The following is a 26,640-nucleotide window of genomic DNA, read 5'->3' as shown; positions in this document are numbered from 1 at the left end:
GGGTGCTGACCGATCCCCGCTTTACGACCGAAGTAGAAATCACCGTTCCGTTCCACGATGTCGATATGATGGGCGTGGTCTGGCACGGCAACTATTTTCGCTACTTTGAGATTGCCCGCGAGGCGCTGCTCAACCAGTTTAACTACGGCTATCGCCAGATGAAGGCGTCAGGCTATGTCTGGCCGGTAGTCGATACCCGGGTGAAATACCGCGATGCGGTGACCTTTGAGCAGCGCATCCGTGTGCGCGCGCACATCGAAGAGTATGAAAACCGTCTGCGCATCGCCTATCAAATTTTCGACGCGCAAACCGGTAAACGCACCACCACCGGCTATACCATCCAGGTGGCCGTCGAAGAAGCCAGCCGTGAAATGTGCTTTGTCAGCCCGGCTATATTATTTGAACGAATGGGAGTTACGCCATGAGATGGTTGCCTGTGCTGGCACTGATGATCAGCCCGCTGGTGAGCGCCGTGACGCTGGATGAGCTGCAGCAGCGGTTTACCGGGCAACCTGTCGTGCGCGCGCATTTCGAACAGGTCCGGACGATTAAGGATCTGCCGCAGCCGCTGCGCTCGCAGGGCGAAATGTTGATCGCACGCGACAGCGGCCTGCTGTGGGATCAAAAAGCGCCTTTCCCCATGACGTTGTTGCTGGATGATAAACGAATGATCCAGACGATCAACGGCCAGCCTCCGCAGACCATTACCGCCGACAATAATCCGCAGATGTTCCAGTTCAACCACCTGCTGCGGGCGTTGTTCCAGGCCGACCGCAAGGTGCTGGAAGAGAACTTCCGCATCGATTTTCGCGATCTCGGTGAAGGCCGCTGGTCGCTGGTGCTGACCCCCACAACGACACCGCTGGACAAAATTTTCGCTACCCTCGATCTGGGCGGCGCGACCTACCTTGAGACGATTCGCCTCAACGATAAGCAGGGCGATCGTACCGATATCGTCCTTTCCCGCCACACACTGACGCCCGCCAGCCTGACCGATGACGAACGCCAACGCTTTGCCGCACCGTAAATCCCTGCGCCCGGCGCTGCTGTGGGCGACGGTATGCCTGATTCTGTTGGGCGTGTTGCTGTCGCTGCTGCCCGGCGCGCGCCTGAACAGCAGCGTACTGGCTATGCTGCCGAAGCAGACGCTCGGGGCAATCCCGCCGGCACTCAACGACGCGTTTATACAGCGTCTTGACCGCCAGCTTGTCTGGCTGGTCAGTCCCGGTAAAGAACCCGATCCGCGGGTGGCGCAGCAGTGGCTGGATCTGTTGAAAAACAGCCATTCGCTCAGGGAGGTTAAAGGCCCGATGGACGCCGCCGGGCAAAAGGCCTGGGGCGAGTTCTTCTGGCAGCATCGCAACGGCCTGATTGATTCAGCCACCCGGGCCCGCCTGCAAAACGGCGGTGAGGCACAGGCGCAGTGGATTTTATCCCAGCTCTACTCGGCCTTTTCCGGCGTGAGTGGCAAAGAGTTGCAAAGCGATCCCCTGATGCTGATGCGCGGCTCGCAGCTGGCGCTGGCGCAAAACAGCCAGAAGCTACGGCTGATGGACGGCTGGCTGGTCACCCAGGATGCCAGTGGAAATTACTGGTATATGCTGCACGGTGAGCTGGCGGGATCATCGTTTGATATGCAGCAAACCCATCAGCTGGTAACCACCCTTACCGCCCTGCAGGAGACGCTGAAAACGCGCTTTCCGCAGGCGCAGCTGCTCTCACGCGGTACCGTGTTTTACAGTGATTACGCCAGCCAGCAGGCAAAACGGGACATCTCCACGCTCGGCATCGTCACGATCCTTGGGGTTATCCTGCTCATCCTGGCAGTGTTTCGTTCCCTGAAACCCCTGCTGCTGTGTCTGATTTCCATTGCCACAGGTGCGCTGGCGGGCACGGTGGTGACGCTGCTGCTGTTTGGCGAATTGCATCTGATGACGCTGGTGATGAGCATGAGCATCATCGGAATTTCAGCGGATTACACGCTCTATTACCTCACCGAACGCATGGTGCACGGCGCAGAACATTCCCCGTGGCAAAGCCTGGCCAAAGTGCGTAATGCGCTGCTGCTGGCGCTGCTGACGACCGTTGCCGCCTACCTGATTATGATGCTGGCCCCCTTCCCCGGGATCCGCCAGATGGCGGTGTTTGCCGCGGTGGGGCTGAGCGCCTCCTGTCTGACGGTGATTTTCTGGCATCCCTGGCTGTGTCGTGGTTTGCCGGTGCGGCCGGTTCCGTTTATGGTCCTGATGTTGCGCTGGCTGGCCGCCTGGCGACGCAATAAAAAACTCTCTGTGGGCCTGCCTGTGGTACTGGCGCTGGTCTCGGCTGCCGGGCTTGCCACCCTGAAGGTCAACGACGATATCGCCCAGCTACAGGCGCTGCCCAAAGACATTCTGGCGCAGGAGAAAACCATTACCGCCCTGACCGGGCAAGGTGTCGATCAGAAATGGTTTGTGGTGTATGGCGCATCGCCGCAGCAAACGCTGGAACGGCTGGAAGCCTTTACCCCGGCGTTAGCCCAGGCCCAAAAAGCGGGGGATATTACCCGCTGGCGGACCCTGCCCTTAAATTCGCTGGCGCGCCAGAAAAGCGATCTGCTGCTGTTGCAGCAGGCCGCGCCGGCCATAACGAACGCGCTGCGAAACGCGGGGCTGAACACCGTCACACCGAATCTGAACGCCATGCCCGTGAGCGTGGAGGCGTGGCTCGCCAGCCCGGCCAGCGAAGGCTGGCGTCTGCTGTGGCTGACCCTGCCTGACGGCGAAAGCGGTGTGTTAGTGCCGGTGGACAACGCCCGCAACAGCGCCGCACTCAGCGAAGTAGCCGCCCGTCATGCGGGCGTCGTCTGGGTCGATCGCAAGGCCAGTTTTGACAGCCTGTTTGCGCTCTACCGCACGCTGTTAACGGGACTCTTGTTTGTCGCGCTGGCGGTGATTGCCTGCGGGGCGATGGTACGCCTCGGCTGGCGAAAAGGGCTTATCAGTCTGGTCCCGTCCGTGCTGTCGCTCAGCTGCGGGCTGGCCGCGCTGGCCGTCACGGGGCATTCGGTAAATCTGTTTTCACTGCTGGCGCTGGTCCTGGTGCTCGGCATTGGCATTAACTACACGCTGTTTTTCGGCAACCCGCGCGGTACGCCGCTGACGTCGATGCTGGCCATCACGCTGGCGATGATGACCACGCTGCTGACGTTAGGCATGCTCGTGTTCAGCGCCACGCAGGCCATCAGCAGCTTCGGTATTGTGCTGGTGAGCGGCATTTTTACCGCCTTCCTGCTGGCGCCGCTGGCGATGCCTGTTAAGAAAGAGAGAAAACGAAAATGAATGCTTTTTACCGCGCAGCCGCGCTGGTCGCGACGCTGCTGCTGGCAGGCTGTAGCCATTCGACCGATACTGAAGGGACACGTCCGCAGGCCTGGCTTCAGCCGGGAACCCGAGTGACGCTGCCGCCGCCCGGTATTACCCCGGCGGTCAGTTCGCAGCAGCTGCTGACCGGAACCTTCAACGGACAAACGCAGTCCCTGCTGGTCATGCTCAACGCGGATGATCACAAAGTGACGCTTGCCGGGCTCTCTTCCGTCGGTATCCGTCTGTTCCTGGCGACTTACGACGACACCGGGATCCACACCGAACAGTCGATCGTTGTACCGCAGCTGCCTCCCGCCAGCCAGGTACTGGCCGATGTGATGCTCAGCCACTGGCCACTCAGCGCCTGGCAGCCACAACTGCCGAAGGGCTGGACGCTTAAAGACAAGGGCGATCGGCGCGAGCTACGCAATGCCAGCGGCAAGCTGGTCACTGACATTGTCTACCTGCAACGCAAAGGCAAGCGCGTGCCAATCAGCATCGAGCAACACGTCTTTAACTACCACATCACCATTCAATATCTGGGTGACTGAGATGATTTACATTTCTGCTGTTGGCATGGTCAACGCGCTGGGTAACTCGCTGGATGAGATTGCCGCTAACCTGACGGCGGGCGTAGCCCCTGGCATGCATTGTCGGTCCGGCTGGTTGCAGGATGCGCCCGACGCCGTGCTGGGTGGCGTGGAAGGCGAGTTGCCGTCCATTCCGGATACCCTGTCCGCGCACCGCACCCGCAATAACCAGCTGCTGCTGGCCGCGCTGGCACAGATTCAGTCCACCGTTGACGACGCGATTGCCCGGGTCGGCCGCGACCGCGTGGCCGTGGTTTTGGGTACCAGCACCTCCGGCCTCGATGAAGGGGATGAGCACGTACGATTAACGCTCAACGGCGAAGCCAGCACCCGGTGGCAGTATCCACAACAGGAGCTGGGCGATCCGTCCCGCTTTCTTGCTAACTGGTTACAGCTCGAGGGCCCGGCATATACCCTCTCGACCGCCTGCTCCTCCAGCGCGCGGGCAATTATCAGCGGCCGGCGTCTGATTGACGCCGGGCTGGTGGATATTGCCATTGTTGGCGGCGCAGATACCCTGAGCCGGATGCCCGTCAATGGCTTTCACAGTCTGGAATCGCTTTCTCCAACGCTCTGCGAGCCGTTTGGCCGCGACCGTCGGGGTATCACCATTGGTGAAGCCGCTGCGCTGATGGTGCTGAGCCGTGAACCCGCCGGGGTCGCGCTGCTGGGAACAGGCGAGTCCAGCGATGCTTACCATATTTCGGCGCCGCATCCGCAGGGTGAAGGTGCCATTCGCGCCATTACCCAGGCGCTCAATGACGCGGGTCTTCAGCCGGAGGATATTGGCTATATCAACCTGCACGGCACCGCCACACCGCTCAATGACCAGATTGAATCACACGTGGTACACGACCTCTTTGGAGAAAACGTGCCCTGCAGTTCTACCAAACACCTTACCGGCCATACGCTGGGCGCTGCCGGTATCACCGAAGCGGCGTTGAGCTGGCTTATTCTGACGCGTGACCTGCCGTTACCCCCACAGGATTTCGCCCGCTACGCGCCGGACGAGACGCTGTCGCCGTGCGGCGTGCTGCACCAGAGCACCGCGCTGAAAAAACCGGTCATTTTATCTAACTCGTTCGCGTTTGGTGGCAACAACGCCAGCATCCTGCTGGGGAGAGTGTCATGAGCTACTTATCACCCGTCGACTATCTGCCGCACGATGCGCCAATGATGCTGCTGGGATCCGTTGAACGCGTCACAGACGATTCCGCCGTATGCCGTGTCGCGGTCAACGGCCAAAGCGTACTGGCGCCCTTTTTGAATGCCGAGGGCGATTTGCCTGGCTGGTACGCGCTCGAACTGATGGCGCAGACCGTTGGCGTCTGGTCAGGCTGGCATCGCCAGCAGAAAGGGCAAGATCATATTGCGCTGGGCATGGTGCTGGGTGCGCGCGAGTTGGTCTGCGCCAGTGGACATTTCGCAAAAGGCGCGACGCTGGACATCACCGTCAGACTGCTGATGCAGGATGAACGCTTCGGCAGTTTTGAATGTACGATCTCCTCAGGTGAGGAGACGCTGGCCACGGGCCGGGTCAATACCTTCCAGCCGAGCGCAGAAGAATTAACATCGCTTTTTAATCAGGGATCTCACGCATGAGTCGTTCCGTACTGGTCACCGGGGCCAGCAAAGGCATTGGTCGTGCCATCGCCTGCCAGCTTGCCGCTGACGGGTTTACCGTAGGCGTACATTACCACCGTGACGCCGCAGGCGCGCAGGCGACGCTGGATACCATCACACAGGCGGGCGGTCAGGGTCGCCTGCTCTCTTTCGATGCAGGTAACCGCGAACAGTGCCGTGACGTGCTGGAGCAGAATATCGAGGCCCACGGCGCATGGTATGGCGTGGTCAGTAATGCCGGTATCACCCGCGACGGTGCGTTTCCGGCCCTCAGCGAAGACGACTGGGACAGCGTCATCCATACCAATCTCGACAGTTTTTATAACGTTATTCAACCCTGCATTATGCCGATGATCGCCACCCGAAAAGGGGGGCGAATTATCACCTTATCCTCCGTGTCCGGCATGATGGGTAACCGCGGTCAGGTGAACTACAGCGCGGCAAAAGCGGGCATTATTGGCGCGACCAAAGCACTGGCAATTGAGCTGGCAAAACGCAATATCACCGTGAACTGCATTGCGCCGGGGCTGATTGATACCGGCATGATTGAAATGGAAGAGGCTGCGCTGAAAGAGGCAATGTCCATCATTCCCATGAAACGGATGGGCCAGGCCGAAGAGGTTGCAGGACTTGCCAGCTATCTGATGTCAGATATTGCAGGCTACGTTACCCGCCAGGTCATTTCCATTAACGGAGGAATGCTATGACGCGTCGCGTGGTGATTACCGGTATGGGCGGCGTTACCGCCTTCGGTGAGGACTGGCAATCCGTTTCCCGCAGGCTGCTGGCGTATGACAACGCGGTACGCAAAATGCCGGAGTGGCAGGTTTACGATGGCCTGCACACCCTGCTGGGCGCGCCGATTGATGATTTCACCCTGCCGGAACACTATACCCGCAAGCGTATTCGCGCCATGGGCCGCGTGTCGTTGATGTCGACCCGCGCCACCGAGCTGGCGCTGGAGCAGGCAGGGCTGATTGGCGAGGCGGTGCTCACGAATGGCCAAACCGGTATCGCCTATGGCTCCTCCACAGGCAGTACCGGGCCGGTCAGCGAATTCGCCACCATGCTCACCGAAAAACACACCCACAACATCACCGGTACGACCTATGTGCAGATGATGCCGCACACGACCGCGGTGAATACCGGCCTGTTCTTTGGCCTTCGGGGTCGCGTTATTCCGACGTCGAGTGCCTGTACGTCGGGCAGTCAGGCCATTGGCTACGCCTGGGAAGCCATTCGTCACGGTTATCAGACCGTGATGGTCGCAGGCGGAGCAGAGGAGCTTTGTCCGTCAGAGGCGGCGGTATTTGACACCTTATTCGCGACCAGCCAGCGCAACGATGCGCCGAAAACCACCCCTTCGCCATTTGATACGCAGCGTGATGGTCTGGTCATTGGGGAAGGCGCAGGCACCCTGATTCTGGAAGAGCTTGAGCATGCCAGAGCACGCGGTGCAACTATCTATGGCGAGATCGTTGGCTTCGCCACCAACTGTGATGCAGCCCATATCACCCAGCCACAACGTGACACCATGCAAATTTGTATGGAGCAGTCGCTGGCGTTAGCAGGGTTAAGCGCGCGGGACATGGGGTACATCTCCGCGCACGGTACCGCCACCGATCGCGGTGATATCGCTGAAAGCCAGGCCACCGCCGCTATCTTTGGCGACAACGTGCCAATTTCGTCGCTGAAGAGCTATTTTGGCCACACGTTAGGCGCCTGTGGGGCACTGGAAGCCTGGATGAGTCTGCAGATGATGCGTGAGGGCTGGTTTGCCCCGACGCTCAATTTAAGACAACCGGATGAGCAATGTGGTGCTTTAGATTATATTATGGGTGAAGCCCGTCAGATTGACTGCGAGTATCTGCAAAGCAATAACTTCGCATTTGGCGGCATCAACACGTCGATAATCATCAAACGCTGGGCGTAACTATGTACCAGTTTATACTGGGAAAGATCTCCACCCTGAGCGCAGACCCGCTGGCGTCGACGCTTGCACATATGGCACCTGCGGGTGCACGAAATGCATCCTGGCTGGCGGGGAGAACCCTGCTCGCCAAAACGCTTTCTCCTTCTCCGTTACCCGAGATCGTCTATGGTGAGCAAGGGAAGCCGGCCTTCGTGGATGCGCAGCCCTTCTGGTTTAACCTGAGTCACAGCGGCGATAATATCGCGCTGCTGCTGAGCGACGAAGGCGAAGTGGGGTGTGATATCGAAGTTATCCGCCCACGTGAAAACTGGCAGGCGCTGGCTAACGCCGTCTTCAGCGTGGCGGAACATGCGGAGCTGGAGCGCGAAGACCCGGAGACAAAGCTTTCTGCTTTCTGGGGGATCTGGACGCGTAAAGAGGCCATCGTGAAGCAGCGAGGCGGCAGCGCCTGGCAGATTGTCAGTATCGACAGCACGTCGCAGACGCATTCGGTAAGCCAGCTCCAGTTCGGCTCGCTCAGTCTTGCCGTCTGCACCTCAACGCCTTATACCCTTACCGCCGGGACGATTGCTCACCACGGGATGTCCGTGGCATAAAAATCACCAGCACGCCGAGAATAATCATCCCGACCCCCGCCAGCCCGTGCCAGGAAAAGTGTTCGTTCCAGCCGGGCAACAAAATGGCCGCGGCCCACACCAGAATGTAACTGAGGCTCAGCAAGGCATACGCTTTGCTGAGTGCCATGCGATGCAACGCCAGATACCAGCAGCCCATCGAGGCCACATACCCCATGAGTCCCAGCAGCAGCGCGCCAGTACCGGACGAGACGTGCCAGAGCGCGGAGACAAACGCATCAAGCTCGCTGACTGGCGGCAGGGCCTGCATGGCATAGCGCAGCAGCAGCTGCGCCGCGCTGACCAGCATTACGCTGCATAACGCCCAGAACGTTCCTCTCACAGGCTTCCTCCGAGGATAACAATGCCGATGATGATGAACCCGACGCCCAGCCAGTGATGCAACGCGACTTTTTCATGCCAGAATGCTTTCGCCGCCAGGGTCACCCAGACAAAATTGAGGCTCAGCATAGGGTAGGCAACGCCGACAGGCAGGCGCTGCAGGACCACCAGCCAGACCAGCATGCCGCTGCCCAGCGCCAGCAATGCCAGGCCCAGCCACAGCATAATATGCGCGCCACGCCGCCCGGCTTTCGCCGGACGGGTGGCCTGCTTCTGACACAGCTGCCCTGCGCAGGTCAGCAGGCTTGCCAGTATCAACCAGAGCCAGGTCGTCATTGCGGTAAATACTGCAGCCAGGCCAGACGGCCCTGAATATACAGGCTGTCCGGTTCTGGCAGATGAGCCCGCTTAATATCGTCGTGTTTTGACAGCAGGATCACCAGTGACACGCCCCCCTGCTGGCGATGCGTTGCCAGCCACTGCGCAAAATTATCTTTCTCGACAAACCGGTCTTTCACATCCGGGTACGCTAGCCCGTAGCTCAGCTCGCCGCTCTGACCAAACAGAATGATGTCATTACGCTTAAGCTCCCACGCCAGCCCGGAGGCCACGCCAACATTGTTCGCCAGCACAAACCGGCTGCTCTGAAGCGGGTCACGGATGGTATCCACCAGCGACTGCGGCTGTTTGGAATCTACCACCAGGTTAGGAATGGCAAACCCAATCAGCAGCGCCACGCCAGCAGGACACAACGCCGCCAGCCACCAGCGCTGCGCGCTTTGCCGCACGGTAAACCAGCCGACAGCCGCCCAGACGAGAAACGCCAGCACTGCGCAGAAGACTTTATACAGCTCAACGGATGTCCAGACCGGATGCTTAGCAACCCCCCACGGCGAGACCACCAGCGCCGCCACCACGCCAATCACACCAAACGCCAGGTTAATCCCGCCGTTAATGCGTAACGCTCTGGCCCCTTTGTCCGCCGCGATGCAGGCATAGCGCGCCATCAGGATAGCCAGCGGAGCAAAACACGGCAGGATGTAGGTTGGCAGTTTGCCTTTGGCAATGCTGAAGAACAGCAGCGGCATCACGACCCATCCAAGCAGATAAAAGCCACCGCCCGTGTTGTCTCTTTCGCGCCAGCCCAGCCGAAACGCGCCGGGCAACAGCGCCAGCCACGGCAGACTGCCGGCCAGCAGGAACGGCAGGTAGTACCAGAACGGCGCCTTGTGCTGAGCATCGCTCTGGGCAAAGCGCTGAATATGTTCAACCCAGAAGAAGTAGCGCCAGAAATCAGGCTCTCGATGCGCAATGGCCAGCGCCCAGGGCAGGACGATCAGCACACAGCTCACGATGGCCAGCCAGCCAAAGATCAGCACCTCTTTCCAGCGCTTCTGCGCAATCACCCACGGCAGCACGCCTATCACCGGCACCGCCAGCGCCAGGAATCCTTTGGTCATCACCCCCATGCCGCAGGCAAGCCCGAGCAGCACGTAGCCACCCGCTTTTCCGGCCACGGTTTCAGCCTGCGAGGCCAGCCAGAAGCTGCACATAGCGGCCACCAGCCAAAGGGTAATGATGGGATCCAGCACGGCGTACGTACCAATGCCATACACCAGGAACAGGGTCAGGAAGATAAGGCCGGAGAAAATGGCAACGCGCTTATCCCGCCACAGGCGCCACGCCATCCAGATCACCAGCAGAGCCGTCAACCCGGTTGAGAATATGGCGCCGGCGCGCACGGCAAAGTTAGTATGCCCAAACAGCAGTTGCCCGATACTGTTGATCCAGTAGCCCGCAATCGGCTTTTCAAAGTAACGCAGCCCCAGAAAATGCGGGACAATCCAGTCTCCTGACGCCAGCATTTCGCGGCTGATTTCCGCATAGCGCGTTTCATCAGGCTGCCACAGCAGGCGGATATCGATCGGAATGAGGTAGTAAACGATAAACAGTGCGAGAAGCGCTAAGCCATAACGGGCTGCTTTCATGATACCGGACTCACGGTTTGTTGATAGCCAAGCCAGCCTTCCCGGCCAGCCAGTTCATTACGCACAATTTTGCCCACGGGCAGGACGCTAAGATCCTCTGGCAGCAATTCGCTCAATGGACAAAACTGAATGCCCTCCTGAGCGGCCATCGTCAACAGTGCATCGAAATCATGCTGATACGCAATCCCTTCCACTTCTGCGTGGATGGTATAGACGGGCGTACCGGTGTCGCGATGAATGCAGTCCAGAATATAGCGATTGAACCCTCCGGCACTGACCTCGCGCCCAACCACTTCATCCCAGGTGGGAAGCGTGACCGGGATTTGCACCGTCCCCAGGCGATTCTCCCCGATGAGCGGCAAAAAAGGCCCGGTGCCGCGGCAATCACTGTTGTAGCGAAACGCGAAGGGTTCTTTGGCCTTCACCACGCGTTGGTCGGCACGCCATCCCGCCACGGCGGAGCAGCGAATCGTCTGGCCGGTAATGGCCTCCAGCTCCAGCATGCCGCGTTCAACTTCACGCGACAGGCGTGGAATATCCCAGACGCCAGCCCAGGCCTGCCAGGCATGGTGATCCCAGGCATGCAGTCCAACCTCATGGTGCTGCGCCGCGTCGCGGATAACGGCTTCATTACCCGCGCCAATGCGCCTGCCGGGCCATGCGGTTCCGGCCAGCAAAATATCCCAGCCGTAGAGAGAGGCTGCGCGTGAGCGCAGCATTTTGAACAGAAATGCCGGTTTAACCAGACGCCATAAATGACGTCCCATATTGTCAGGCCCCACGCTGAAGAAAATGGATGAGCGCACGTTGTGCTTGCTCAGCAGTTCCAGCAGTTTGGGTACGCCGTCACGCGTCCCCCTGAAGGTGTCGACATCAATGCGTAAACCGACTTTTCTCATGAGACCTGTTCCGACAGCTCCACGGTGCGCAGGAAGAAATCGAGCGTTTCATCAATGGTCTGATCCATCTTCACCGTCGGTGTCCAGTTCAGGCAGCGTTTCGCATTACGAATGCTGGGTTTCCGGTGCTCAACGTCCTGATAACCTTTACCGTAGTAGCTGCTGCTTTCCACTTCACGGAACCCGGCAAACGGCGGGAAGCGATCGCGTAGCGGATGACGTTCAAAGCTTGCCAGCAGCATCTCAGCCAGCTCGCGAATGCTCGCTTCGTTATCCGGGTTACCGATGTTGATGATCTCTCCGTTGCAGCTACCCTCTTTGTTTTCGATGATGCGGAACAGCGCCTCGATACCGTCGCTGATATCTGTAAAGCAGCGTTTTTGTTTACCGCCTTCGATAAGCTTGATGGGCGAGCCTTCCACCAGGTTCAGGATCAGTTGGGTGATGGCACGTGAGCTGCCGATACGCGCCGCGTTAAGGTTATCCAGACGTGGTCCCATCCAGTTAAACGGACGGAACAGCGTAAAGCGCAGACCCGCTTTCTCGCCGTAGGCCCAGATCACGCGGTCGAGCAGCTGCTTGGAGACGGAATAAATCCAGCGCTGTTTGTTGATCGGCCCGACGACCAGGTTAGAAGTGTCTTCGTCGAAGTTTTTGTCAGTACACATGCCGTACACTTCAGAAGTGGACGGGAAGATGATGCGCTTGTCGTATTTCACACAGTCGCGGATGATCTTCAGGTTCTCTTCGAAGTCCAGCTCGAACACGCGCAGCGGGTTACGGGTGTACTCAATCGGTGTGGCAATCGCCACCAGCGGCAGCACCACGTCACATTTTTTAATGTGATATTCAATCCACTCGGAGTGAATGCTGATATCCCCTTCCACAAAGTGGAAACGCGGATTGTCGAGGAAACGACTGATGGCATCGGCACCGATATCCAGACCATAAATTTCGTAGTTATCGTCTTTCAGCAGACGCTCGGTCAGGTGGTTGCCGATAAAGCCGTTGACGCCGAGGATCAGCACGCGGGTGCGGCGTTTGATGGCCACAACCGGTGCGCTGGTGATCAGTGCGCCAGTGACCAGCCCCAGAGACTGAGCCAGCTGCGCGCCCTGAACGTAAACGCCGTTATCGGTTTGCCCGGTAACGATCTCCAGCGCCTGTTCGCCGCAGCTGACAATCAGCGGGGAAGCCGAGACAACGGTGCCCGGTTTGGCGGCAGGAATGTCGTCGCGTACGCGGGATTTCCAGACGATAAATTTACTTACGCCTGCAAAGCTGTACGCCCCCGGCCAGGGGTCGGTAACGGCACGCACCAGGTTGTGCAACTGACGAGCCGGCTTGTTCCAGTCCAGGCGACCATCTTCTGGCCGGCGACGGCCAAAACAACTCGCCTTGCTCTCATCCTGCGCGGTCTCGCTGAAGGTGCCGTTAAGGATCGCTGGCAACACATCACGTAACAGGCTTTGCGCTACGGTGCAGAGCTTCTGATGAAGCTGCAGCGCAGTTTCATCCGCGTCGATAGCCACGCGCTGCTGCGCGATGATGGCACCGGCATCTGCGCGGTGCACCATACGGTGTAAAGTGACGCCGGTTTCCGTTTCGCCGTTCACCAGCACCCAGTTCAGCGGTGCGCGGCCACGGTAGGCGGGCAGCAAAGAGCCGTGAAGATTAAATGCCCCTTTTGCGGCCAGACTTAAAATCTCATCGCAAATCAGGTTGCGATAATAGAACGAGAAGATGGCATCAGGCGCGAGCGCCCGGATGCGATCCACCCACAGCGGATGGTTGACATCGTCCGGGGCATAAACCGGAATACCGCGCTCTGCGGCGATACGCGCCACCGAGCCAAAGAAGTTATTCTCTCCGGCCGTGTCCGGATGCGTGAAGATTGCAGCGATTTCATAGCCCGCTTCCAGCAGGGCCAGCGTGCCCGCACACCCCATATCGTGATAGGCAAAGACAACAGCTTTCATGGGTGAATTTCCTCTTGAGATGCTTTGTGTTCCTGGCGGACAACACGTTGAATAAAGTAGCGCGGACGTGCGCGAACATCGTTATAAATACGGCCAATGTATTCCCCGAGCAGGCCCATCCCGACAAACTGGGCGCCGATGAACATAAACAGCACGGCAAAGAGCATGAAGACCCCTTCCGCCGCCCACTGGGGACCGTAGATCAGGCGGAGTAACACCAGCAGCACGGAGAGCGCGAAGCCGAACACGGCAATGATGCTGCCGAAAACGCTCAACAGGCGCAGCGGCGTGGTGGTCAGGCAGGTGATAAGGTCGTACATCAGGTTGATGAGACGCATAAAGCTGTACTTCGACTCCCCGTGCTCGCGCTCGGCGTGCAGTACCGGGATTTCCGTCGCCTTACGGGCAAAGGTGTTCGCGAGAATGGGAATAAACGTGCTGCGTTCATGGCAGTGCAGCATGGCGTCGACAATATGGCGGCGGTAGGCGCGCAGCATGCAGCCATAATCGCCCATCGCTTTGCCGGTGGTTCGCTGGATCAGACGGTTGATTGTGCGGGAAGCCAGCTTACGGAACAGGCTGTCCTGACGGTTTTGCCGCACCGTGCCGACCACGTCGTACCCTTCATCGGCCTTTGCAACCAGACGCGGGATCTCTTCCGGCGGGTTTTGCAGATCGGCATCAAGCGTAATAATCAGATCGCCCGTCACGTGGCTGAACCCGGCCATAATGGCGGAGTGCTGGCCGTAGTTACGGTTAAGCAGCACGGCAACAATATGGCTGCCCTCGGCCTGCGCGGCTTCGGTCAGCATCAGCGCGGAATTATCGCTACTGCCATCATCCACCAGCAGTATTTCATAGGCTTTGCCGAGCGTGTCGCAGGCGGCCGTCGTGCGGCTGATCAGTTCGGGCAGGCTCTCCTGTTCGTTGTAAACGGGGATTACCACAGAAACTTTTTGTACAGGCGGTGCGCTGAACATATCAATTTCCTGCAAGCTGATGGAGCGCGGTAATGACGCGGGTTGTGTCGTCATGAGTCATGTCCGGGAAAAGGGGGAGAGAACAAATACGCGCGCTATTCCATTCAGAATTCGGGAGCGATACATCAGGAAAACGCTCGCGGTAGTATTTTTGCGTGTGCGCCGCGCGGAAATGCAGGCCGGTGCCAATGCCTTTTTCCTTCAGGGCTGCCATCAGGTTGTCGCGAGAAATCCCGCAGCGGGCTTCATCCACGCGAATGATGAACAGATGCCAGGCGTGGACGTGCGGCCATGAAGGAATACGCAGCGGCTGGAACGGCGTATCGGCAAGCTCGCGAAGATAGCGTTCAGCAATGTCATGACGTCGTGCGTTGGCCTCTTTCAGTTTGCCCAACTGCACCAGCGCCAGCGCGGCGTTGATATCCGCCAGGTTGTATTTGAAGCCGGGCGTGATAACTTCTGCCTGCGGCGCACGACCGTGCGTCTGGCGGTCGTAGGCATCCACACCCAGGCCGTGGAATTTCAGGCTACGGATCCGCTGCGCCAGTTGCGCATCGTCCGTGACCACTAACCCGCCTTCGGCGCAGGTCATGTTTTTAATGGCGTGGAATGAGAAAATCGCGGTGCCCTGCCAGCCCACGTGACGCGAGTGGTAGTACGTGCCGGCTGCATGCGCCGCATCTTCAATGACTGGGATACCGTGACGTTCCCCGATGGCGCGAATGGCGTCGATGTCACACGGCGCGCCGGCATAATGAACCGGAACAATCGCTTTTGTACGTGGCGTAATGGCGGCGTCGATCGCATCCGGCGTGACCATCAACGTATCCCGGTCCACATCAATCATCACCGGGGTTGCGCCCAGCAGCACAATCATATTCAGTGTGGATACCCAGGTCAGGGAGGGGGTAATCACTTCATCGCCTGGACCAATACCCAGCGCCATCAGCGTGACATGCATTCCCGCGGTCGCTGAGCTGACGGCAATCGCATGTTGATTCCCGGTTAGCTGACAGAATGCCTCTTCAAGCGCCTGATTTTTCGGTCCTGTGGTGATCCAGCCGGAGGTTAATACCTCCTGCAACGCCGCTAATTCCTCGCTACCCATGGACGGCCGGGAAAAAGGCAAAAAATCACTCATCATTAATTTCCTTGAAATAAGAATGGCACGCTTTTGATATTAACCAAATGCCGGCTCGTTTATTTCAACGAACCATAAACTTATATCAAGGTAGCTAACATTTCTTAGGGAAAAATTAAGAAAGACATTCCATTCACTTTATCAACCCATTAACCACTTAAAATACAAAGAGTTAAATTATTATGAATTATTTATTGTGTGATCAAACTCGACCTTTGCCTGCAATTTTTTAAACATAACATCAACAAACAAAAAAAATCCCGGCTATTTCTTTTAAAAGAAGAAATAGCCGGGAACTTTTCTTTTTAGTTAATTGTCGCGCTTATTTTAAATTATCAGGAAAGTTTTTTGGTAACTCGCTCGCCGCGCAGGCAATAACGCTTTCATTATTCGCCCCACAGTCGCGAACAAAGGTGATCGTCGCAAATTCATCAATGACTTCAGTGGGGTATGCCGGACCCGCATCACGATACGCATTCATCAATGGAATATGATCGTTCTGGAAGCAGACGGTTTTTTCTGGATTGTTGATCACCCAACGTGGGAAGAAGATGGTGCCGTGGAACAGTTTGTCACCCAGGTTTGCAATCAGGCTCACGTCGGTACCGGTTGGTTCTGTCCAGGAAATTTTATAGATGCTCTCCCCTACGCGAACAATATAAGCCTGCTGATCTTTCACCCAACGGTTCGCTACAATCCCGCTGTGAATACGGTAATCAAGGGTGGTTTCATTTTTGACATAAATCTCGTAGTTCCAGCCATTATCGTAGGTATATACAAGGTGTTTGCCGACGAAGCCGCTTAAGTCATGTTTGTCGAAGGTGTTCATAATGTGTCTCCTTTGCTTTGATGAGACGATCGTACCCCTTCAAAAAATGAATGAATAACGCTATGTTTAAATCAAATTCATCCAAATTTTAGATTAATCATGCATAAGACGACGCTTGAACAATGGTCATTACTGGAAAGAGTGGTCGAGGCAGGTAGCTTTGCCAAAGCAGCGGAAGAGACCAACCGCAGCCAGTCCTCGGTCAGCTATAACCTGTCGCTGCTGCAGGAGCGGCTGGGCGTGGCGCTGCTGGTGCCCGAGGGGCGGCGGGCTGTCTTGACCCCGGCCGGCGAACTCCTGCTCAACCAGGTTAAACCGTTGCTGAAAGCCTTCGCCTATGTTGAGACCCGTGCGGCAAGCCTGCGTAATGGAATGCGCACGCGGTTAGATCTGGTGGTGGACAGCATTTTCCCGCGCCGACGCCTGTTCGCTATTTTGCGTCAGTTCCAGCAGCTGTATCCGCAAACGCAGGTCCGTCTCACCGAAGTGCTGGAAAATAGCCGCACCGATGTCATTAATGATGAAGCCGACGTGATGGTGTTAACCCGCCGCCAGGACATAACCGGTCTTGGCGAATGGCTGATGAATATCGACTTTGTTGCCGTGGCGCATCATCAACATCCCCTCTTTAGCCTCGACGCGCCGCTTAACGACGATATGCTGCGCCCGTGGCCACTCATTCAGATAGCCGACAGCCAGACCGCCGCGCGTGCGGCCGGTGAGTCGTGGACCTTTTCCACCATTGACGCAGCCATAGAGGCGGTGATGTCCCAGGTCGGCTATGGCTGGCTGCCAGAGGAGCGTATTCAGACCCAGCTTGATCTGGGGGTGCTTAAACGCCTGCCGCTTAGCCATGGCGCACGCCGGGCTACGCCGCTGCATCTGATTGTGAAACGCTCCCTCGGCCCGCTGGATGAACAGGTTGAGACCCTGCTGCGCCTTTTTAGCCAGGAGCCGCCATCCTCACCTGCTACGCTTTAAGGTCCGAACGTTAAACACGATAAGGAGCAGATGATGAAGATCGATTTTACGGGGAAAGTCGCGCTGGTGACCGCCTCTACCGGCGGGATCGGGTTCGCCATAGCCCGAGGGCTGGCTGAAAGCGGTGCGGAAGTGATCATCAATGGCCGTAGCACGGAATCTGTGAATAAAGGTATTCAGCAGCTACAACAGGTTGTGCCTGGGGTGCAGGTACGCGCTGCAATTGCCGACCTCAGCACGGCTGAAGGGGTGGAATCGCTGCTGAACGTGGCGACCCACGTCGACATCCTGGTCAACAACGCCGGCATTTACGGCCAGCAGGATTTTTATGGCACCGACGATGACACCTGGGAGCGTTACTGGCAGACAAACGTGATGTCCGGCGTACGTATCTCCCGTGCGCTGCTGCCGGGTATGGTGCAGAAAGGCTGGGGACGCGTGGTGTTTATTTCGTCCGAGTCGGCCTGCAATATTCCGGCGGACATGATCCACTATGGTGTGACCAAAACGGCGCAGCTGTCGCTCGCTCGCGGGCTGGCGAAGTTCGTGGCGGGAAGCGGTGTCACGGTGAACAGCGTATTGCCCGGTCCCACCCTTTCAGACGGTTTTGCCGGCATGATGAAAGACGAGATCGAAAGAACCGGCAAATCGCTGGAGGAACTGGCGAAAGAGTTTGTGATGACTCACCGCCCGAGCTCGGTTATCCAGCGTGCCGCGACGGTGGAAGAAGTCGCCAATATGGTGGTGTATGTCTGCTCGCCCCAGGCCTCCGCCACCTCGGGCGCGGCACTGCGCGTCGATGGCGGCGTGGTGGATGACATCATCTGATCCCTCAGACAGAACGGTCTGTGACCCGTCGGGCAGTAATATAGTGCGCCTGCCAGTAGTCATCAGTCAGGGTTGAGACGGTTACGCCCTGGCTGCGTGAGGCATGAATAAACTGGCTATTGCCGATGTACACGCCCACGTGCCTTCGGTCTAGACCGGTCTGAAAGAAGACCAAATCCCCCGCCTTCAGACGGTATTGCGCCACCTTCACGCCGCGATGGATCTGTTCGCCCGTCGTGCGCGGCAGATTAAGGTTCGCCGCATCGCTGAACAGATGCTGCATCAGCGCGGAGCAGTCCACGCCCCGATGTGTGGTCCCGCCCCACTGATAGTGGGTGCCTTTCCACTTCTGGTATTGATCAAGGATCCGGGTACGCAGTGGTCCTGTTTCCTGGTGCAGCAGCGCGGATTTTGCCGGAGAAAGGGCAAGCTCGCGGTTCATTGACAGCATCGACGCCGGCAGTTGAAAACTCAATGCCGAAAACGAAGCCAGACTTAACGAGAGGATTGAAATAAGCGATCTAAACGTCATATCAAAATAGATTCAGTGAGTGGATATTTTCCTTACCGGTGGGGGCCAACGTTCCCCCGAAATAGCGATCAATGTGGCGATAATATAGACAGCTCGCTTTTCAACCAATTATTATTGAGACCAAAAATGGACTCACTTTCCGATCGCAAGATCGCGAAAAAAATGCTCAAGACAGAAGGACAGACAGGGTAAAGCAGGTAAACTAATCAACAGAATGTGTATTTTAGCTAAGACGTATTTATGACCAATATGATTGCCGACGAGGCCGTGGCCAAATCCAACGTGCTCTCCGTCTTCGACTTTGATGGAACACTGACGCACCACGACAGCTTTATCCCTTTCCTGCGTTTTGCCTTTGGTAAACGTTACTTCGCGGGCCGCCTGGTGCGTATGGCCTTACCCACGCTGCACTGCGTGCGTCGTAAGCTGACGCGCGATGAGCTGAAGGAAGTGCTGATTAAAACGTTCCTGACGGGCGTGGATGAACACTGGCTACGCCAGCAGGCGGAAGCGTTTTGCGAAAAATACTGGGACAAGCTGATGCGCCCTGCCGGCGTACTGGCCGTCGCCGCAGAGGTGAATTCCGGTGCGGAAGTGACCATCTGCTCCGCCTCTCCGGCGCTGGTGCTCCAGCCGTGGGCTGACAAGCTGGGGATTAAGCTGATTGGCACACAGCTGGAAGTGAAAGACGGCAAGCTGACCGGGCGTATCACCGGCAACAACTGCCGCTGTGCCCAGAAGGTGGCGAGGCTGGAAAAAGTGTATGGCGATCTGAATAGCTACCACCTGCGCGCGTGGGGCGATACCCGCGGCGACCATGAACTGCTGGCGGCGGCGCAGGATGCACACTGGCGGCACTTCCATCCACCGCGCAAGCGTCGACATTCACCGATTAAGTGTTAGACACTGTCTACCCGAAAACGGCAACCAAAGGTTGCCGTTTTGCTTTTAATGAGCTTCTTTCTTACCCGGGAACATCACGCTGGTGATAATCCCCAGCGCCAGCACGCCAAGCACCACAAACAGGCTTGCCGTGGCACCAATGCTGTAACCGTGGTGCCAGAAGTGATCGGTGGCATTTAATCCGAGCTTGAACGCCACGAAGAACAGCAGCAGCACCACCGCTTTCTCCAGATGCACCAGATACTGCTTCAGCGCTTCCAGCACGAAGTAGAGCGTACGCAAGCCGAGGATGGCGAACATCATTGCGCTGTAAATAATAAGCGGCTCACGGCTGACGGCAATAATGGCCGGCACGGAGTCAAACGCGAACATCACATCAGAGAGTTCCACGACCGCCACGCAAAGCAGCAGCGGCGTTGCGTAGCGTTTCGCCTTCTTCACGCGTCCAACCATCACGTCCTGGTTTTCAGGTTTCTCCAGCTCCGCGTCCACCTCTTTCTGGGTCAGAATAAAGGCATTGCTGCTGATTTTAGGCCAGACAGGATAGAAGCGTTTCACCAGACGGTAAGCCAGATGGCCGGAGTAATCTTCAACCTCGTCACTCTCTTCATTGCGTCTGAGCATCATCACCGCCGTCCAGCCGACGACCAGCGCGAAGATAACCTCGACGTAAGGCCCCAGACTTAACAGGCTGGTACCAATGGCCACAAAGATACCGCGGAAAACAATCGCCCCGAGCACGCCCCAGTAGAGGACACGGTGACGATATTTATCCGGCACGCCGAACCAGGCAAAAATCGCCATCATCACAAACAGGTTATCGACGGAGAGCACCTCTTCCAGCGCGTAACCGGTGAGGAACAGGCTCGCCATCTCTGCGCCGTGGTGAACATACAGGAACCCGGCGAAAGCCATGGCCATCATGACCCAGAAGAGGGACCACATGGCAGCGCTTTTCAGCGAGATCGGTTTATCGTGACGGTGCATAAAGAGGTCGATAAACATCGCCCCGACGGCCATCACTACAAAGACAACAACGGTTTCAGTCGGGAAACCGAGATGAGCAGCAGACATACACAACCCTTTTGGCAGACAAAACACAACACCATGCAAACTGGCGTAAACCAGGAACGGAAAGGGGCAGGCTGTTTACCAGCCTTTAACCCTTAAAGCCGCGGCCTTCCAGGCCCGGCAAAGAGAGGTACTTTACCGCACTCCATGGGGTCGCGCATCTGCCGTTTAGGCGCTCATGCCGCGCAAACGCTGCAGTACGGCCACCAGAACCGCCACTGACCAGCCCACCATCAAGGCGCCGACCAGGCCTTCCACACCCCCAATCAGCCGCCAGTGCTGAGGCAACGTGACATCGCCGTATCCCACCGTGGCGTAACTGACCAGCGAAAAGTAGAAGCTGGTGTTCCAGTCGTTAAATGCATCAATAACAAAATAAAACCCGGCGAAGAGACCGGCTTCAAGAAGATGGGCGAAGATCATGGAGATAACGATCCCGACGTTACGCAAAACCACACGCACCGCAGAGCCGACCTCTAAGTTAATGAATTTTAAAACGCAAAACATCCACAGCGAATGGATGACCACCGTAAGGGTAAGCAAAATAATGATGCTGAGTAGCTGCATGAAAGGTGCTCTGACCGGGAAGAAAAATGACCCCACGAACGCAGCGGGGCACCTGGAGTTGTCTGGCCTGGTCGAAGCTTAGTGGATCGGAGGAAAAAAGTTGGTGCAATAATTGCGCTGCGTGATTATCACCCTTATAGAGTCTCCTCTTTGCGGCTGGTTCGACTGCTGTGAGCGATATATCTGGAGCGCACTATCTGTGAGTCACCTCTTATTTACATCATTTAAACCTTCCATTAACTGGATAAAAAGAACGCGCCGTCGCTATAGTGGTTTTGTTTAATAAAACTCAGTTGTACCTAATAAAACAAAGAACATACCCTGCGAGGACACAATGACAGAACATTTACGTAACGGTGCTACCGCCACCGAGGACATAGAAAGAGAGACGATGCGGAAGGTGATCTGGCGTATTCTCCCGTTTCTGATTGTCAGTTACCTGGTCTCCATTATCGATCGCGGGAATATCGGCATGGCTTCGCTGCAGATGAATGAGGACCTTGGCCTCAGCAAAGCTGCATTTGGCTTCGCCAGCAGTCTTTATTTCGTGGCCTATTTTCTGTTTGAAGTACCCAGCAACCTGGCCATGCAGAAAGTCGGCGCCCGGCTGTGGATCCCGCGCATTATGATCAGTTGGGGCATCGTCTCCATGTGTATGTCCCTGGTGCAGAACACCACGTCGCTCTATATCGTCCGTTTTCTTCTCGGTGCTGCAGAAGCGGGCTTCTTCCCGGGCGTCGTGCTGTATCTGACCTGGTGGATCCCGTCCCGCTACCGCGCACGCATTATTGCGTCCTTTATGGTCGCCATCCCGCTCGCTAACTTCATTGGCTCCCCGCTTTCCGGGTTGATACTGTCACTGGATGGCTGGCTGGGTCTTCGCGGCTGGCATCTGCTGTTCATTATTGAAGGCTTGCCGGCGGTGCTGCTGGGTATTGCCGCCTGGTTTATTCTCCGGGATCGCCCTCATCAGGCGAGCTGGCTTAGCAGTGAACAGAAACAATGGCTGGAAACCACGCTGGAAACCGAGCGCAATCAGCAAAAGAATATCGGACACCAGACCACCTGGCAGTTGCTAAAGCATCGCCAAATCTGGCTGATGGCGCTGATTTACGCGGGTGCATCGTCCGCGGGTACCACCATCAGCGTCTGGTCTCCTCAACTGCTGAAATCCTTCCATCTCGATAATCTTGAGACAGGTCTGCTTAACGCCATTCCTTACGGTCTGGCATCTGTTCTCATGATTGTATGGGGGCGGAATTCCGATCGTACCAACGAACGCCGCTGGCATACCGCACTCACGCTATTCATAATTGCCGCCGGCGTGTTCGCCGCCTTTGTGAGCGTTTCGCTGTCTGCCACGATCGTTATCCTCAGCATTATGCTGATAGGCGCCTATTCAATGAAAGGGCCTTTCTGGGCGCTGGCGTCCGGTTGGATGAGCAGTACCTCAGCGGCGGCGGGACTGGCCGCGATTGGTGCCATCGCAAACCTGATAGGCGGGGCGGTGATGGTAAACGCGTACGGCATTATCAATGAGCGTACGGGCAGCTACACGCTGGCGATGCTTCCGCTGGCCGCGCTGTGCGTGGCCGGGGGGATAGCGGTGCTCATTATGGGCCGACAGGCCCGCAACGCTCAGCTACACGAAAAACAGGTCACGCATTAGCGTTGACAGAAGCGGGACAACTGTCCCGCTTCTGCATTTAAAGATGTTCTTCCGCCGTATCGCTCGTTTCCCCAAAAAACTGCTGACAGAAGAGCTTACTGGCTCCCATTTTCTGCGACAGACGGCTTGCTGCCGCCTTCATCAACTGACCTATCTCCTTCTCACGACGATCTTCCGTCAGCCGTGAGATGGGGCCGGTCAGGGCTAACGCCGCAACCAGCTTGTCGTGAACGCCGAAGACAGGCATCGCAAACGCAGCGGTGTGGGGATCGCGTGCGCCTGACGTGTAGAAAGGGAGTTCAGCGTCTCCCTCCGGCAGGCTCTCATTGAGCCCCCAATGGCGTAATACCTTACTGATGGCCGAATTATCGAGCGGAAACTGGCTACCGGGAAGATTGCTGTGTCGCAGGCCATGCGACGCTTCAGCGCGAAACAGGCAAAGCCGCTGCCCTCCCTCCAGCACATACCAGCTGGCACTCTCCTGAGACGCCAGGGATAAGGCCTGAAGCTCTGGCTGAACCACTCGGGAAAGATGGAAAGATTGTTCATACAGCTTGCCGAGGTAAAGCAGACGTGGGCCCAGCGCATAATTGCCGTCTTCATGCCTGACGACGTAATTCATCCGTTCAAGAGAATTCATCAAGCGGTAAACCGTGGTTTTGTGATAACCCGATAGCTGTGCCAGCGCGGTCAGCGTCAGGCTCTCATCTCCAGGACGGAAGCAATCCAGTAAAGCCAGCGCTTTTTCAACCGCTACAACGCCTTCATTCCCCATCATTATCTCCTTGTTAGCCCGGCAGTGAGTGTACCTCAAATTTTGTGAGTCACTTCGTGTTTACATCACAAACGCCATCTCGGGTCTGGCTAAAAGGAAAGCAACACCGCTATAGTTGTTTTGCACTGTACACCTGCATTGTACTTAGTAAAACAATATGGAGGCATTCATGTCCGTTACTGAAAAAAAACCGATTAATCGCCAGTTTGATCGCGTTTCTGCCGAGGACGTTCGTCGGGCTGCCGAGTATCAGGCCGCTATTCTGGCCGACGTGGCCGGTCGCCGCGGTACGCTTCATGGCCGCATCAAACCGCTGGCTCCACACATGTCCGTTGCGGGTCCGGCCATCACCGTTGAAGTCCGTCCGGGTGATAATCTGGCGATTCATGCCGCGATGGCGGTGGCGCAGCCCGGCGATGTCCTGATCGTCGATGGCAAAGGCGACCTGAGCTGCGCGCTGCTTGGGGAAATCATGGCCTCTCAGGCTCAGGCGAGCGGCATTGCGGGCATTATTATTGACGGCGCTGTACGTGACGCCGATACCTTAAGCAAAGGTCACTACCCTGTTTTTTCTGCCGGTCTTAACCCCTGCGGCCCGACAAAGCTAATTTCTGGTCGGGTTAATCATCCCATTTCAGTCGCCGGGGCGACGGTTCAGGCCGGGGATCTGGTTGTCGCGGATATCGACGGCGTGGTAGTCATCCCGCGCGATGAGGTTCAGGAAGTTATCGCGCTGGCAAAAGGAAAGCTGGAGATGGAGACCCGACGCCTTGCCGCCATCCGTGAAGGCGATTTACGTCCACACTGGCTTGATGACGCGCTGCGTAAGGCAGGTATGTTAGATGACGGGGAGACGCTGTGATGGGGGGCAAAGACGTAGTTCTGGTTACCGGAAGCGACCTGGCGGAGCAGGCCATGGTGATGTTGCAGGGCTTTGAGGTGGTGTTTGCGGGCCGCCAGCCCACAGAAGATGAACTGATCGCGCTGTGTGAACGACACAATCCTGTGGCGATTCTGGTACGTTACGGCAAGATTACCGCGAAAGTCATGGATGCCGCCCCAGCTCTGCAGGTTATTTCCAAGCACGGAAGCGGGATCGATGTGATAGACCAGACGGCAGCGGCCGAGCGCAACATCGCCGTCCGCGCTGCGCCAGGTGCAAACGCGGCGGCAGTGGCTGAACATACCTGGGCGCAGATCCTCGCCTGCGCAAAGTCGGTGGTACCTCTGGACAAGCGCCTGCGAGACGGGCACTGGGATAAGGCAACGCATAAATCCATTGAACTGGAGGGCTTAACGTTAGGGCTCATCGGATTGGGTGCTATCGGCTCGCGTGTGGCACATATTGGCCACGCATTCGGCATGAAGGTGCTGGCTTACGATCCCTATGCTAAGTCCATGCCTGCCCTGTGCGAACGCGCAGAAACGCTGAAAGGACTTCTTTCCCGTTCCGATGTCATCTCTTTGCACTGTCCGCTGACCGATGAGAATCGGGGGATGATCAATAGCCAGACGCTCGCACACTGCAAGCGGAACGCAATTCTGGTAAATACGGCACGCGGCGGACTGATCGACGATGAATCGTTACTGGCGGCGCTCAGGGATGGCACGCTGCACAGCGCAGCGCTGGACAGCTTTACCCACGAGCCGCTGACGGCGCCGCATCTCTGGCAGTCCGTAGAAAACGTGGTTATTTCACCGCATATTGGCGGCGTTACCGCAGCGTCATATATCAAGATGGGGACAGTGGCCGCGAGCAATATTCTTGCTGTAACAGACGTAACCACCGTCAGCCCGTAAAACCAACTGTGACGAGTGGCAGTGCTCTTATGTCACTTGTCTTCTGCCAGCGCCTGAGCACACGCCCAGGCACTTGCCCATGCCCACTGGAAATTGTATCCGCCGAGCCAGCCGGTCACATCCATCACCTCACCAATAAAATAGAGCCCCGGCACGTTGCGCGCTTCCATGGTGCGTGAGGAGAGTTCATTCGTGTCGACCCCGCCAAGCGTCACTTCCGCCGTGCGGTAGCCTTCGGTGCCGTTGGGCTGCACCCGCCAGGCTGTCAGCGTCTCAACCAGCACCGCCTGTTCGCGGCTGTTAAGCTGCTTGAGCGACACATCGGGGATCTGCCCCAGCACCTGCAAACATTCCACCAGACGTTTTGGCAACTGCATGGCCAGCGTGTTTTTCAGGCTTTGATTCGGGTGCGCCGCGCGTTGCTCGTTGAGGAAAGCCTCCAGGTCGCAATCGGGTAGCAGGTTAACCGTGACAAACTCCCCCGGCTGCCAGTAGCTGGAGATTTGCAGTACCGCCGGGCCGGAAAGACCACGGTGGGTAAACAGCAGGTTTTCACGGAACACCGTACCGTCTTCAGCCGTAATGACCGACGGAACCGAGACGCCAGAAAGCGTCTGGAGCTGTTCCAGCAGGGGCTTATGCAGGGTGAACGGTACCAGCCCCGCACGGGTGGGCAGCACGTTCAGGCCAAACTGTTCGGCAATCTTGTAGCCGAATGGTGAAGCACCGAGCCCCGGCATGGAGAGGCCACCGCTGGCAATCACCAGGTTATCGGCGCTGACGCTTTCCCCATTTAACTGCAGCGTGTAGCCCTGCTCATCGCGGGACACCTCCAGCACTTCCGTGCGCAGGCGCATCACCACGCCGCCCTTCTCGCACTCGGCCACCAGCATATCGACAATCTGCTGGGCGGAGTCATCACAGAACAGCTGGCCCAGCGTCTTCTCATGCCATGCGATACCGTGCTTACCCACCAGGTCGATAAAGTCCCACTGGGTGTAACGCGCCAGGGCCGATTTGCAAAAATGACGGTTCTGGCTCAGATAAGCTGCAGGTTCGACATAGAGATTTGTAAAGTTGCAGCGCCCGCCACCGGACATCAGAATTTTACGTCCTGGCTTTTTACCGTTATCCAGCAACAGCACGCGACGACCCGCCTGTCCGGCCATCGCCGCACAAAACATACCCGCCGCACCGGCGCCAATTACCACGGCATCAAACCTTTCCACGTCAAAATCCTCTTCGTTAACTG

The 26,640-nt window shown here is 57.2% G+C and carries 28 protein-coding genes; 15 read left to right on the top strand and 13 right to left on the bottom strand.

The window, feature by feature from the left end:
* The first annotated feature begins 2 nt into the window (after nucleotides 1-2).
* The 9 genes from QMG44_RS19150 to acpT are packed head-to-tail and all read left to right on the top strand — an operon-like array spanning nucleotide 3 to nucleotide 8,086.
* The gene (locus QMG44_RS19150; RefSeq protein WP_014172038.1) at nucleotides 3-425 is read left to right on the top strand and encodes a thioesterase family protein; all 423 of its coding nucleotides are present in this window, start codon (nucleotides 3-5) and stop codon (nucleotides 423-425) included.
* Nucleotides 422-1,027, top strand: coding sequence for an outer membrane lipoprotein carrier protein LolA (locus QMG44_RS19145; protein ID WP_025202832.1), 606 nt, complete (start codon nucleotides 422-424; stop codon nucleotides 1,025-1,027). The genes QMG44_RS19150 and QMG44_RS19145 overlap by 4 nt, the downstream gene beginning before the upstream one ends.
* The gene (locus QMG44_RS19140; RefSeq protein ID WP_086532987.1) at nucleotides 996-3,320 is read left to right on the top strand and encodes an MMPL family transporter; all 2,325 of its coding nucleotides are present in this window, start codon (nucleotides 996-998) and stop codon (nucleotides 3,318-3,320) included. The genes QMG44_RS19145 and QMG44_RS19140 overlap by 32 nt, the downstream gene beginning before the upstream one ends.
* On the top strand, nucleotides 3,317-3,895 hold the full coding sequence (locus QMG44_RS19135; protein ID WP_014172042.1) for a DUF3261 domain-containing protein: 579 nt from the start codon (nucleotides 3,317-3,319) through the stop codon (nucleotides 3,893-3,895). Before QMG44_RS19140 ends, QMG44_RS19135 begins: the two co-directional genes overlap by 4 nt.
* 1 nt (nucleotide 3,896) lies before the next feature.
* On the top strand, nucleotides 3,897-5,066 hold the full coding sequence (locus QMG44_RS19130) for a beta-ketoacyl-[acyl-carrier-protein] synthase family protein (RefSeq protein WP_040018248.1): 1,170 nt from the start codon (nucleotides 3,897-3,899) through the stop codon (nucleotides 5,064-5,066).
* The gene (locus QMG44_RS19125; protein WP_044866493.1) at nucleotides 5,063-5,536 is read left to right on the top strand and encodes a 3-hydroxy-fatty acyl-ACP dehydratase; all 474 of its coding nucleotides are present in this window, start codon (nucleotides 5,063-5,065) and stop codon (nucleotides 5,534-5,536) included. Before QMG44_RS19130 ends, QMG44_RS19125 begins: the two co-directional genes overlap by 4 nt.
* The gene (locus QMG44_RS19120; protein WP_020884521.1) at nucleotides 5,533-6,264 is read left to right on the top strand and encodes a 3-ketoacyl-ACP reductase FabG2; all 732 of its coding nucleotides are present in this window, start codon (nucleotides 5,533-5,535) and stop codon (nucleotides 6,262-6,264) included. The genes QMG44_RS19125 and QMG44_RS19120 overlap by 4 nt, the downstream gene beginning before the upstream one ends.
* The gene (locus QMG44_RS19115) at nucleotides 6,261-7,490 is read left to right on the top strand and encodes a beta-ketoacyl-ACP synthase (protein ID WP_020884520.1); all 1,230 of its coding nucleotides are present in this window, start codon (nucleotides 6,261-6,263) and stop codon (nucleotides 7,488-7,490) included. The genes QMG44_RS19120 and QMG44_RS19115 overlap by 4 nt, the downstream gene beginning before the upstream one ends.
* 2 nt (nucleotides 7,491-7,492) lie before the next feature.
* Complete coding sequence (acpT, locus tag QMG44_RS19110) at nucleotides 7,493-8,086, top strand: 4'-phosphopantetheinyl transferase AcpT (RefSeq protein WP_025202827.1); 594 nt, start codon at nucleotides 7,493-7,495, stop codon at nucleotides 8,084-8,086.
* Here acpT and arnF read toward each other — a convergent pair.
* The 8 genes from arnF to QMG44_RS19070 form a co-directional block, all read right to left on the bottom strand.
* A complete protein-coding gene (gene arnF, locus QMG44_RS19105; protein WP_073397691.1) occupies nucleotides 8,043-8,447 on the bottom strand; it encodes a 4-amino-4-deoxy-L-arabinose-phosphoundecaprenol flippase subunit ArnF in 405 nt (134 codons plus the stop codon). The two genes, acpT and arnF, sit on opposite strands and share 44 nt — an antisense overlap.
* Nucleotides 8,444-8,782, bottom strand: a complete 339-nt coding sequence (arnE, locus tag QMG44_RS19100; RefSeq protein ID WP_014172049.1) for a 4-amino-4-deoxy-L-arabinose-phosphoundecaprenol flippase subunit ArnE — start codon at nucleotides 8,780-8,782, stop codon at nucleotides 8,444-8,446. The genes arnF and arnE overlap by 4 nt, the downstream gene beginning before the upstream one ends.
* A complete protein-coding gene (gene arnT / locus QMG44_RS19095) occupies nucleotides 8,779-10,434 on the bottom strand; it encodes a lipid IV(A) 4-amino-4-deoxy-L-arabinosyltransferase (RefSeq protein WP_063435118.1) in 1,656 nt (551 codons plus the stop codon). Before arnT ends, arnE begins: the two co-directional genes overlap by 4 nt.
* Nucleotides 10,431-11,333, bottom strand: coding sequence for a 4-deoxy-4-formamido-L-arabinose-phosphoundecaprenol deformylase (arnD, locus tag QMG44_RS19090; RefSeq protein WP_020884517.1), 903 nt, complete (start codon nucleotides 11,331-11,333; stop codon nucleotides 10,431-10,433). The genes arnT and arnD overlap by 4 nt, the downstream gene beginning before the upstream one ends.
* A complete protein-coding gene (gene arnA / locus QMG44_RS19085; protein ID WP_086532988.1) occupies nucleotides 11,330-13,312 on the bottom strand; it encodes a bifunctional UDP-4-amino-4-deoxy-L-arabinose formyltransferase/UDP-glucuronic acid oxidase ArnA in 1,983 nt (660 codons plus the stop codon). Before arnA ends, arnD begins: the two co-directional genes overlap by 4 nt.
* Complete coding sequence (gene arnC / locus QMG44_RS19080; RefSeq protein WP_020884516.1) at nucleotides 13,309-14,292, bottom strand: undecaprenyl-phosphate 4-deoxy-4-formamido-L-arabinose transferase; 984 nt, start codon at nucleotides 14,290-14,292, stop codon at nucleotides 13,309-13,311. Before arnC ends, arnA begins: the two co-directional genes overlap by 4 nt.
* A 1-nt stretch (nucleotide 14,293) precedes the next feature.
* Complete coding sequence (gene arnB / locus QMG44_RS19075) at nucleotides 14,294-15,433, bottom strand: UDP-4-amino-4-deoxy-L-arabinose aminotransferase (protein ID WP_086532989.1); 1,140 nt, start codon at nucleotides 15,431-15,433, stop codon at nucleotides 14,294-14,296.
* Between the two features lie 322 nt (nucleotides 15,434-15,755).
* The gene (locus QMG44_RS19070; protein WP_020884514.1) at nucleotides 15,756-16,262 is read right to left on the bottom strand and encodes a phenolic acid decarboxylase; all 507 of its coding nucleotides are present in this window, start codon (nucleotides 16,260-16,262) and stop codon (nucleotides 15,756-15,758) included.
* Nucleotides 16,263-16,361: 99 nt separating this feature from the next.
* Here QMG44_RS19070 and QMG44_RS19065 point away from each other — a divergent pair, with 99 nt between their 5' ends.
* Nucleotides 16,362-17,243: a LysR family transcriptional regulator gene (locus tag QMG44_RS19065; protein WP_020884513.1), complete on the top strand. Its 882-nt coding sequence runs from the start codon at nucleotides 16,362-16,364 to the stop codon at nucleotides 17,241-17,243.
* Nucleotides 17,244-17,276: 33 nt separating this feature from the next.
* Nucleotides 17,277-18,071, top strand: coding sequence for an SDR family NAD(P)-dependent oxidoreductase (locus QMG44_RS19060; protein WP_025202822.1), 795 nt, complete (start codon nucleotides 17,277-17,279; stop codon nucleotides 18,069-18,071).
* Nucleotides 18,072-18,075: 4 nt separating this feature from the next.
* Here the strand turns inward: QMG44_RS19060 and QMG44_RS19055 are convergent, their stop codons facing one another.
* Nucleotides 18,076-18,603, bottom strand: a complete 528-nt coding sequence (locus QMG44_RS19055) for an NlpC/P60 family protein (protein WP_086532990.1) — start codon at nucleotides 18,601-18,603, stop codon at nucleotides 18,076-18,078.
* Nucleotides 18,604-18,843: 240 nt separating this feature from the next.
* On the opposite strand from QMG44_RS19055, the gene QMG44_RS19050 reads away from it, so the two are divergent.
* Nucleotides 18,844-19,506, top strand: a complete 663-nt coding sequence (locus tag QMG44_RS19050) for an HAD family hydrolase (protein ID WP_014172059.1) — start codon at nucleotides 18,844-18,846, stop codon at nucleotides 19,504-19,506.
* 45 nt (nucleotides 19,507-19,551) lie between these two features.
* Here the strand turns inward: QMG44_RS19050 and QMG44_RS19045 are convergent, their stop codons facing one another.
* On the bottom strand, nucleotides 19,552-20,580 hold the full coding sequence (locus QMG44_RS19045) for a TerC/Alx family metal homeostasis membrane protein (protein ID WP_020884510.1): 1,029 nt from the start codon (nucleotides 20,578-20,580) through the stop codon (nucleotides 19,552-19,554).
* A gap of 165 nt (nucleotides 20,581-20,745) precedes the next feature.
* Complete coding sequence (locus QMG44_RS19040; protein ID WP_032680118.1) at nucleotides 20,746-21,144, bottom strand: potassium channel family protein; 399 nt, start codon at nucleotides 21,142-21,144, stop codon at nucleotides 20,746-20,748.
* A gap of 334 nt (nucleotides 21,145-21,478) precedes the next feature.
* Between QMG44_RS19040 and QMG44_RS19035 the strand changes: the two genes are divergently transcribed.
* Nucleotides 21,479-22,813, top strand: a complete 1,335-nt coding sequence (locus tag QMG44_RS19035; protein ID WP_014172063.1) for an MFS transporter — start codon at nucleotides 21,479-21,481, stop codon at nucleotides 22,811-22,813.
* 37 nt (nucleotides 22,814-22,850) lie between these two features.
* Here the strand turns inward: QMG44_RS19035 and QMG44_RS19030 are convergent, their stop codons facing one another.
* On the bottom strand, nucleotides 22,851-23,588 hold the full coding sequence (locus QMG44_RS19030; protein WP_020884507.1) for an IclR family transcriptional regulator: 738 nt from the start codon (nucleotides 23,586-23,588) through the stop codon (nucleotides 22,851-22,853).
* A 169-nt stretch (nucleotides 23,589-23,757) separates the two neighbouring features.
* Here QMG44_RS19030 and QMG44_RS19025 point away from each other — a divergent pair, with 169 nt between their 5' ends.
* Both QMG44_RS19025 and QMG44_RS19020 read left to right on the top strand, forming a co-directional pair.
* Entirely contained in the window at nucleotides 23,758-24,450 is a 693-nt protein-coding gene (locus tag QMG44_RS19025; RefSeq protein WP_086532991.1) for an RraA family protein, read from the top strand.
* On the top strand, nucleotides 24,450-25,388 hold the full coding sequence (locus QMG44_RS19020; protein WP_025202817.1) for an NAD(P)-dependent oxidoreductase: 939 nt from the start codon (nucleotides 24,450-24,452) through the stop codon (nucleotides 25,386-25,388). The genes QMG44_RS19025 and QMG44_RS19020 overlap by 1 nt, the downstream gene beginning before the upstream one ends.
* A 32-nt stretch (nucleotides 25,389-25,420) precedes the next feature.
* Here the strand turns inward: QMG44_RS19020 and QMG44_RS19015 are convergent, their stop codons facing one another.
* Entirely contained in the window at nucleotides 25,421-26,617 is a 1,197-nt protein-coding gene (locus QMG44_RS19015) for an NAD(P)/FAD-dependent oxidoreductase (RefSeq protein ID WP_063157153.1), read from the bottom strand.
* Between the last annotated feature and the right edge of the window lie 23 nt (nucleotides 26,618-26,640).

Origin of the sequence: Enterobacter sp. 200527-13, from assembly GCF_027924865.1 — a bacterium.
In the GTDB taxonomy this organism is placed as follows: Bacteria; Pseudomonadota; Gammaproteobacteria; order Enterobacterales; family Enterobacteriaceae; genus Enterobacter; species Enterobacter ludwigii.
This window is presented reverse-complemented; position numbering and strand designations above follow the sequence as displayed.

Excerpts from the sequence above, each read along its gene's own strand:
- QMG44_RS19035 (WP_014172063.1), top strand. The coding sequence starts at position 21,479 with ATGACAGAACATTTACGTAACGGTGCTACCGCCACCGAGGACATAGAA.
- QMG44_RS19055 (WP_086532990.1), bottom strand. The coding sequence starts at position 18,603 with ATGACGTTTAGATCGCTTATTTCAATCCTCTCGTTAAGTCTGGCTTCG.
- arnT (WP_063435118.1), bottom strand. The coding sequence starts at position 10,434 with ATGAAAGCAGCCCGTTATGGCTTAGCGCTTCTCGCACTGTTTATCGTT.
- QMG44_RS19040 (WP_032680118.1), bottom strand. The coding sequence starts at position 21,144 with ATGCAGCTACTCAGCATCATTATTTTGCTTACCCTTACGGTGGTCATC.
- arnA (WP_086532988.1), bottom strand. The coding sequence starts at position 13,312 with ATGAAAGCTGTTGTCTTTGCCTATCACGATATGGGGTGTGCGGGCACG.
- arnC (WP_020884516.1), bottom strand. The coding sequence starts at position 14,292 with ATGTTCAGCGCACCGCCTGTACAAAAAGTTTCTGTGGTAATCCCCGTT.
- QMG44_RS19030 (WP_020884507.1), bottom strand. The coding sequence starts at position 23,588 with ATGGGGAATGAAGGCGTTGTAGCGGTTGAAAAAGCGCTGGCTTTACTG.
- QMG44_RS19050 (WP_014172059.1), top strand. The coding sequence starts at position 18,844 with ATGACCAATATGATTGCCGACGAGGCCGTGGCCAAATCCAACGTGCTC.
- arnB (WP_086532989.1), bottom strand. The coding sequence starts at position 15,433 with ATGAGTGATTTTTTGCCTTTTTCCCGGCCGTCCATGGGTAGCGAGGAA.
- QMG44_RS19020 (WP_025202817.1), top strand. The coding sequence starts at position 24,450 with ATGGGGGGCAAAGACGTAGTTCTGGTTACCGGAAGCGACCTGGCGGAG.
- acpT (WP_025202827.1), top strand. The coding sequence starts at position 7,493 with ATGTACCAGTTTATACTGGGAAAGATCTCCACCCTGAGCGCAGACCCG.
- QMG44_RS19125 (WP_044866493.1), top strand. The coding sequence starts at position 5,063 with ATGAGCTACTTATCACCCGTCGACTATCTGCCGCACGATGCGCCAATG.
- QMG44_RS19045 (WP_020884510.1), bottom strand. The coding sequence starts at position 20,580 with ATGTCTGCTGCTCATCTCGGTTTCCCGACTGAAACCGTTGTTGTCTTT.
- QMG44_RS19135 (WP_014172042.1), top strand. The coding sequence starts at position 3,317 with ATGAATGCTTTTTACCGCGCAGCCGCGCTGGTCGCGACGCTGCTGCTG.
- QMG44_RS19065 (WP_020884513.1), top strand. The coding sequence starts at position 16,362 with ATGCATAAGACGACGCTTGAACAATGGTCATTACTGGAAAGAGTGGTC.
- QMG44_RS19130 (WP_040018248.1), top strand. The coding sequence starts at position 3,897 with ATGATTTACATTTCTGCTGTTGGCATGGTCAACGCGCTGGGTAACTCG.
- arnE (WP_014172049.1), bottom strand. The coding sequence starts at position 8,782 with ATGACGACCTGGCTCTGGTTGATACTGGCAAGCCTGCTGACCTGCGCA.
- QMG44_RS19060 (WP_025202822.1), top strand. The coding sequence starts at position 17,277 with ATGAAGATCGATTTTACGGGGAAAGTCGCGCTGGTGACCGCCTCTACC.
- arnD (WP_020884517.1), bottom strand. The coding sequence starts at position 11,333 with ATGAGAAAAGTCGGTTTACGCATTGATGTCGACACCTTCAGGGGGACG.
- QMG44_RS19145 (WP_025202832.1), top strand. The coding sequence starts at position 422 with ATGAGATGGTTGCCTGTGCTGGCACTGATGATCAGCCCGCTGGTGAGC.
- QMG44_RS19115 (WP_020884520.1), top strand. The coding sequence starts at position 6,261 with ATGACGCGTCGCGTGGTGATTACCGGTATGGGCGGCGTTACCGCCTTC.
- QMG44_RS19140 (WP_086532987.1), top strand. The coding sequence starts at position 996 with ATGACGAACGCCAACGCTTTGCCGCACCGTAAATCCCTGCGCCCGGCG.
- QMG44_RS19070 (WP_020884514.1), bottom strand. The coding sequence starts at position 16,262 with ATGAACACCTTCGACAAACATGACTTAAGCGGCTTCGTCGGCAAACAC.
- QMG44_RS19120 (WP_020884521.1), top strand. The coding sequence starts at position 5,533 with ATGAGTCGTTCCGTACTGGTCACCGGGGCCAGCAAAGGCATTGGTCGT.
- QMG44_RS19025 (WP_086532991.1), top strand. The coding sequence starts at position 23,758 with ATGTCCGTTACTGAAAAAAAACCGATTAATCGCCAGTTTGATCGCGTT.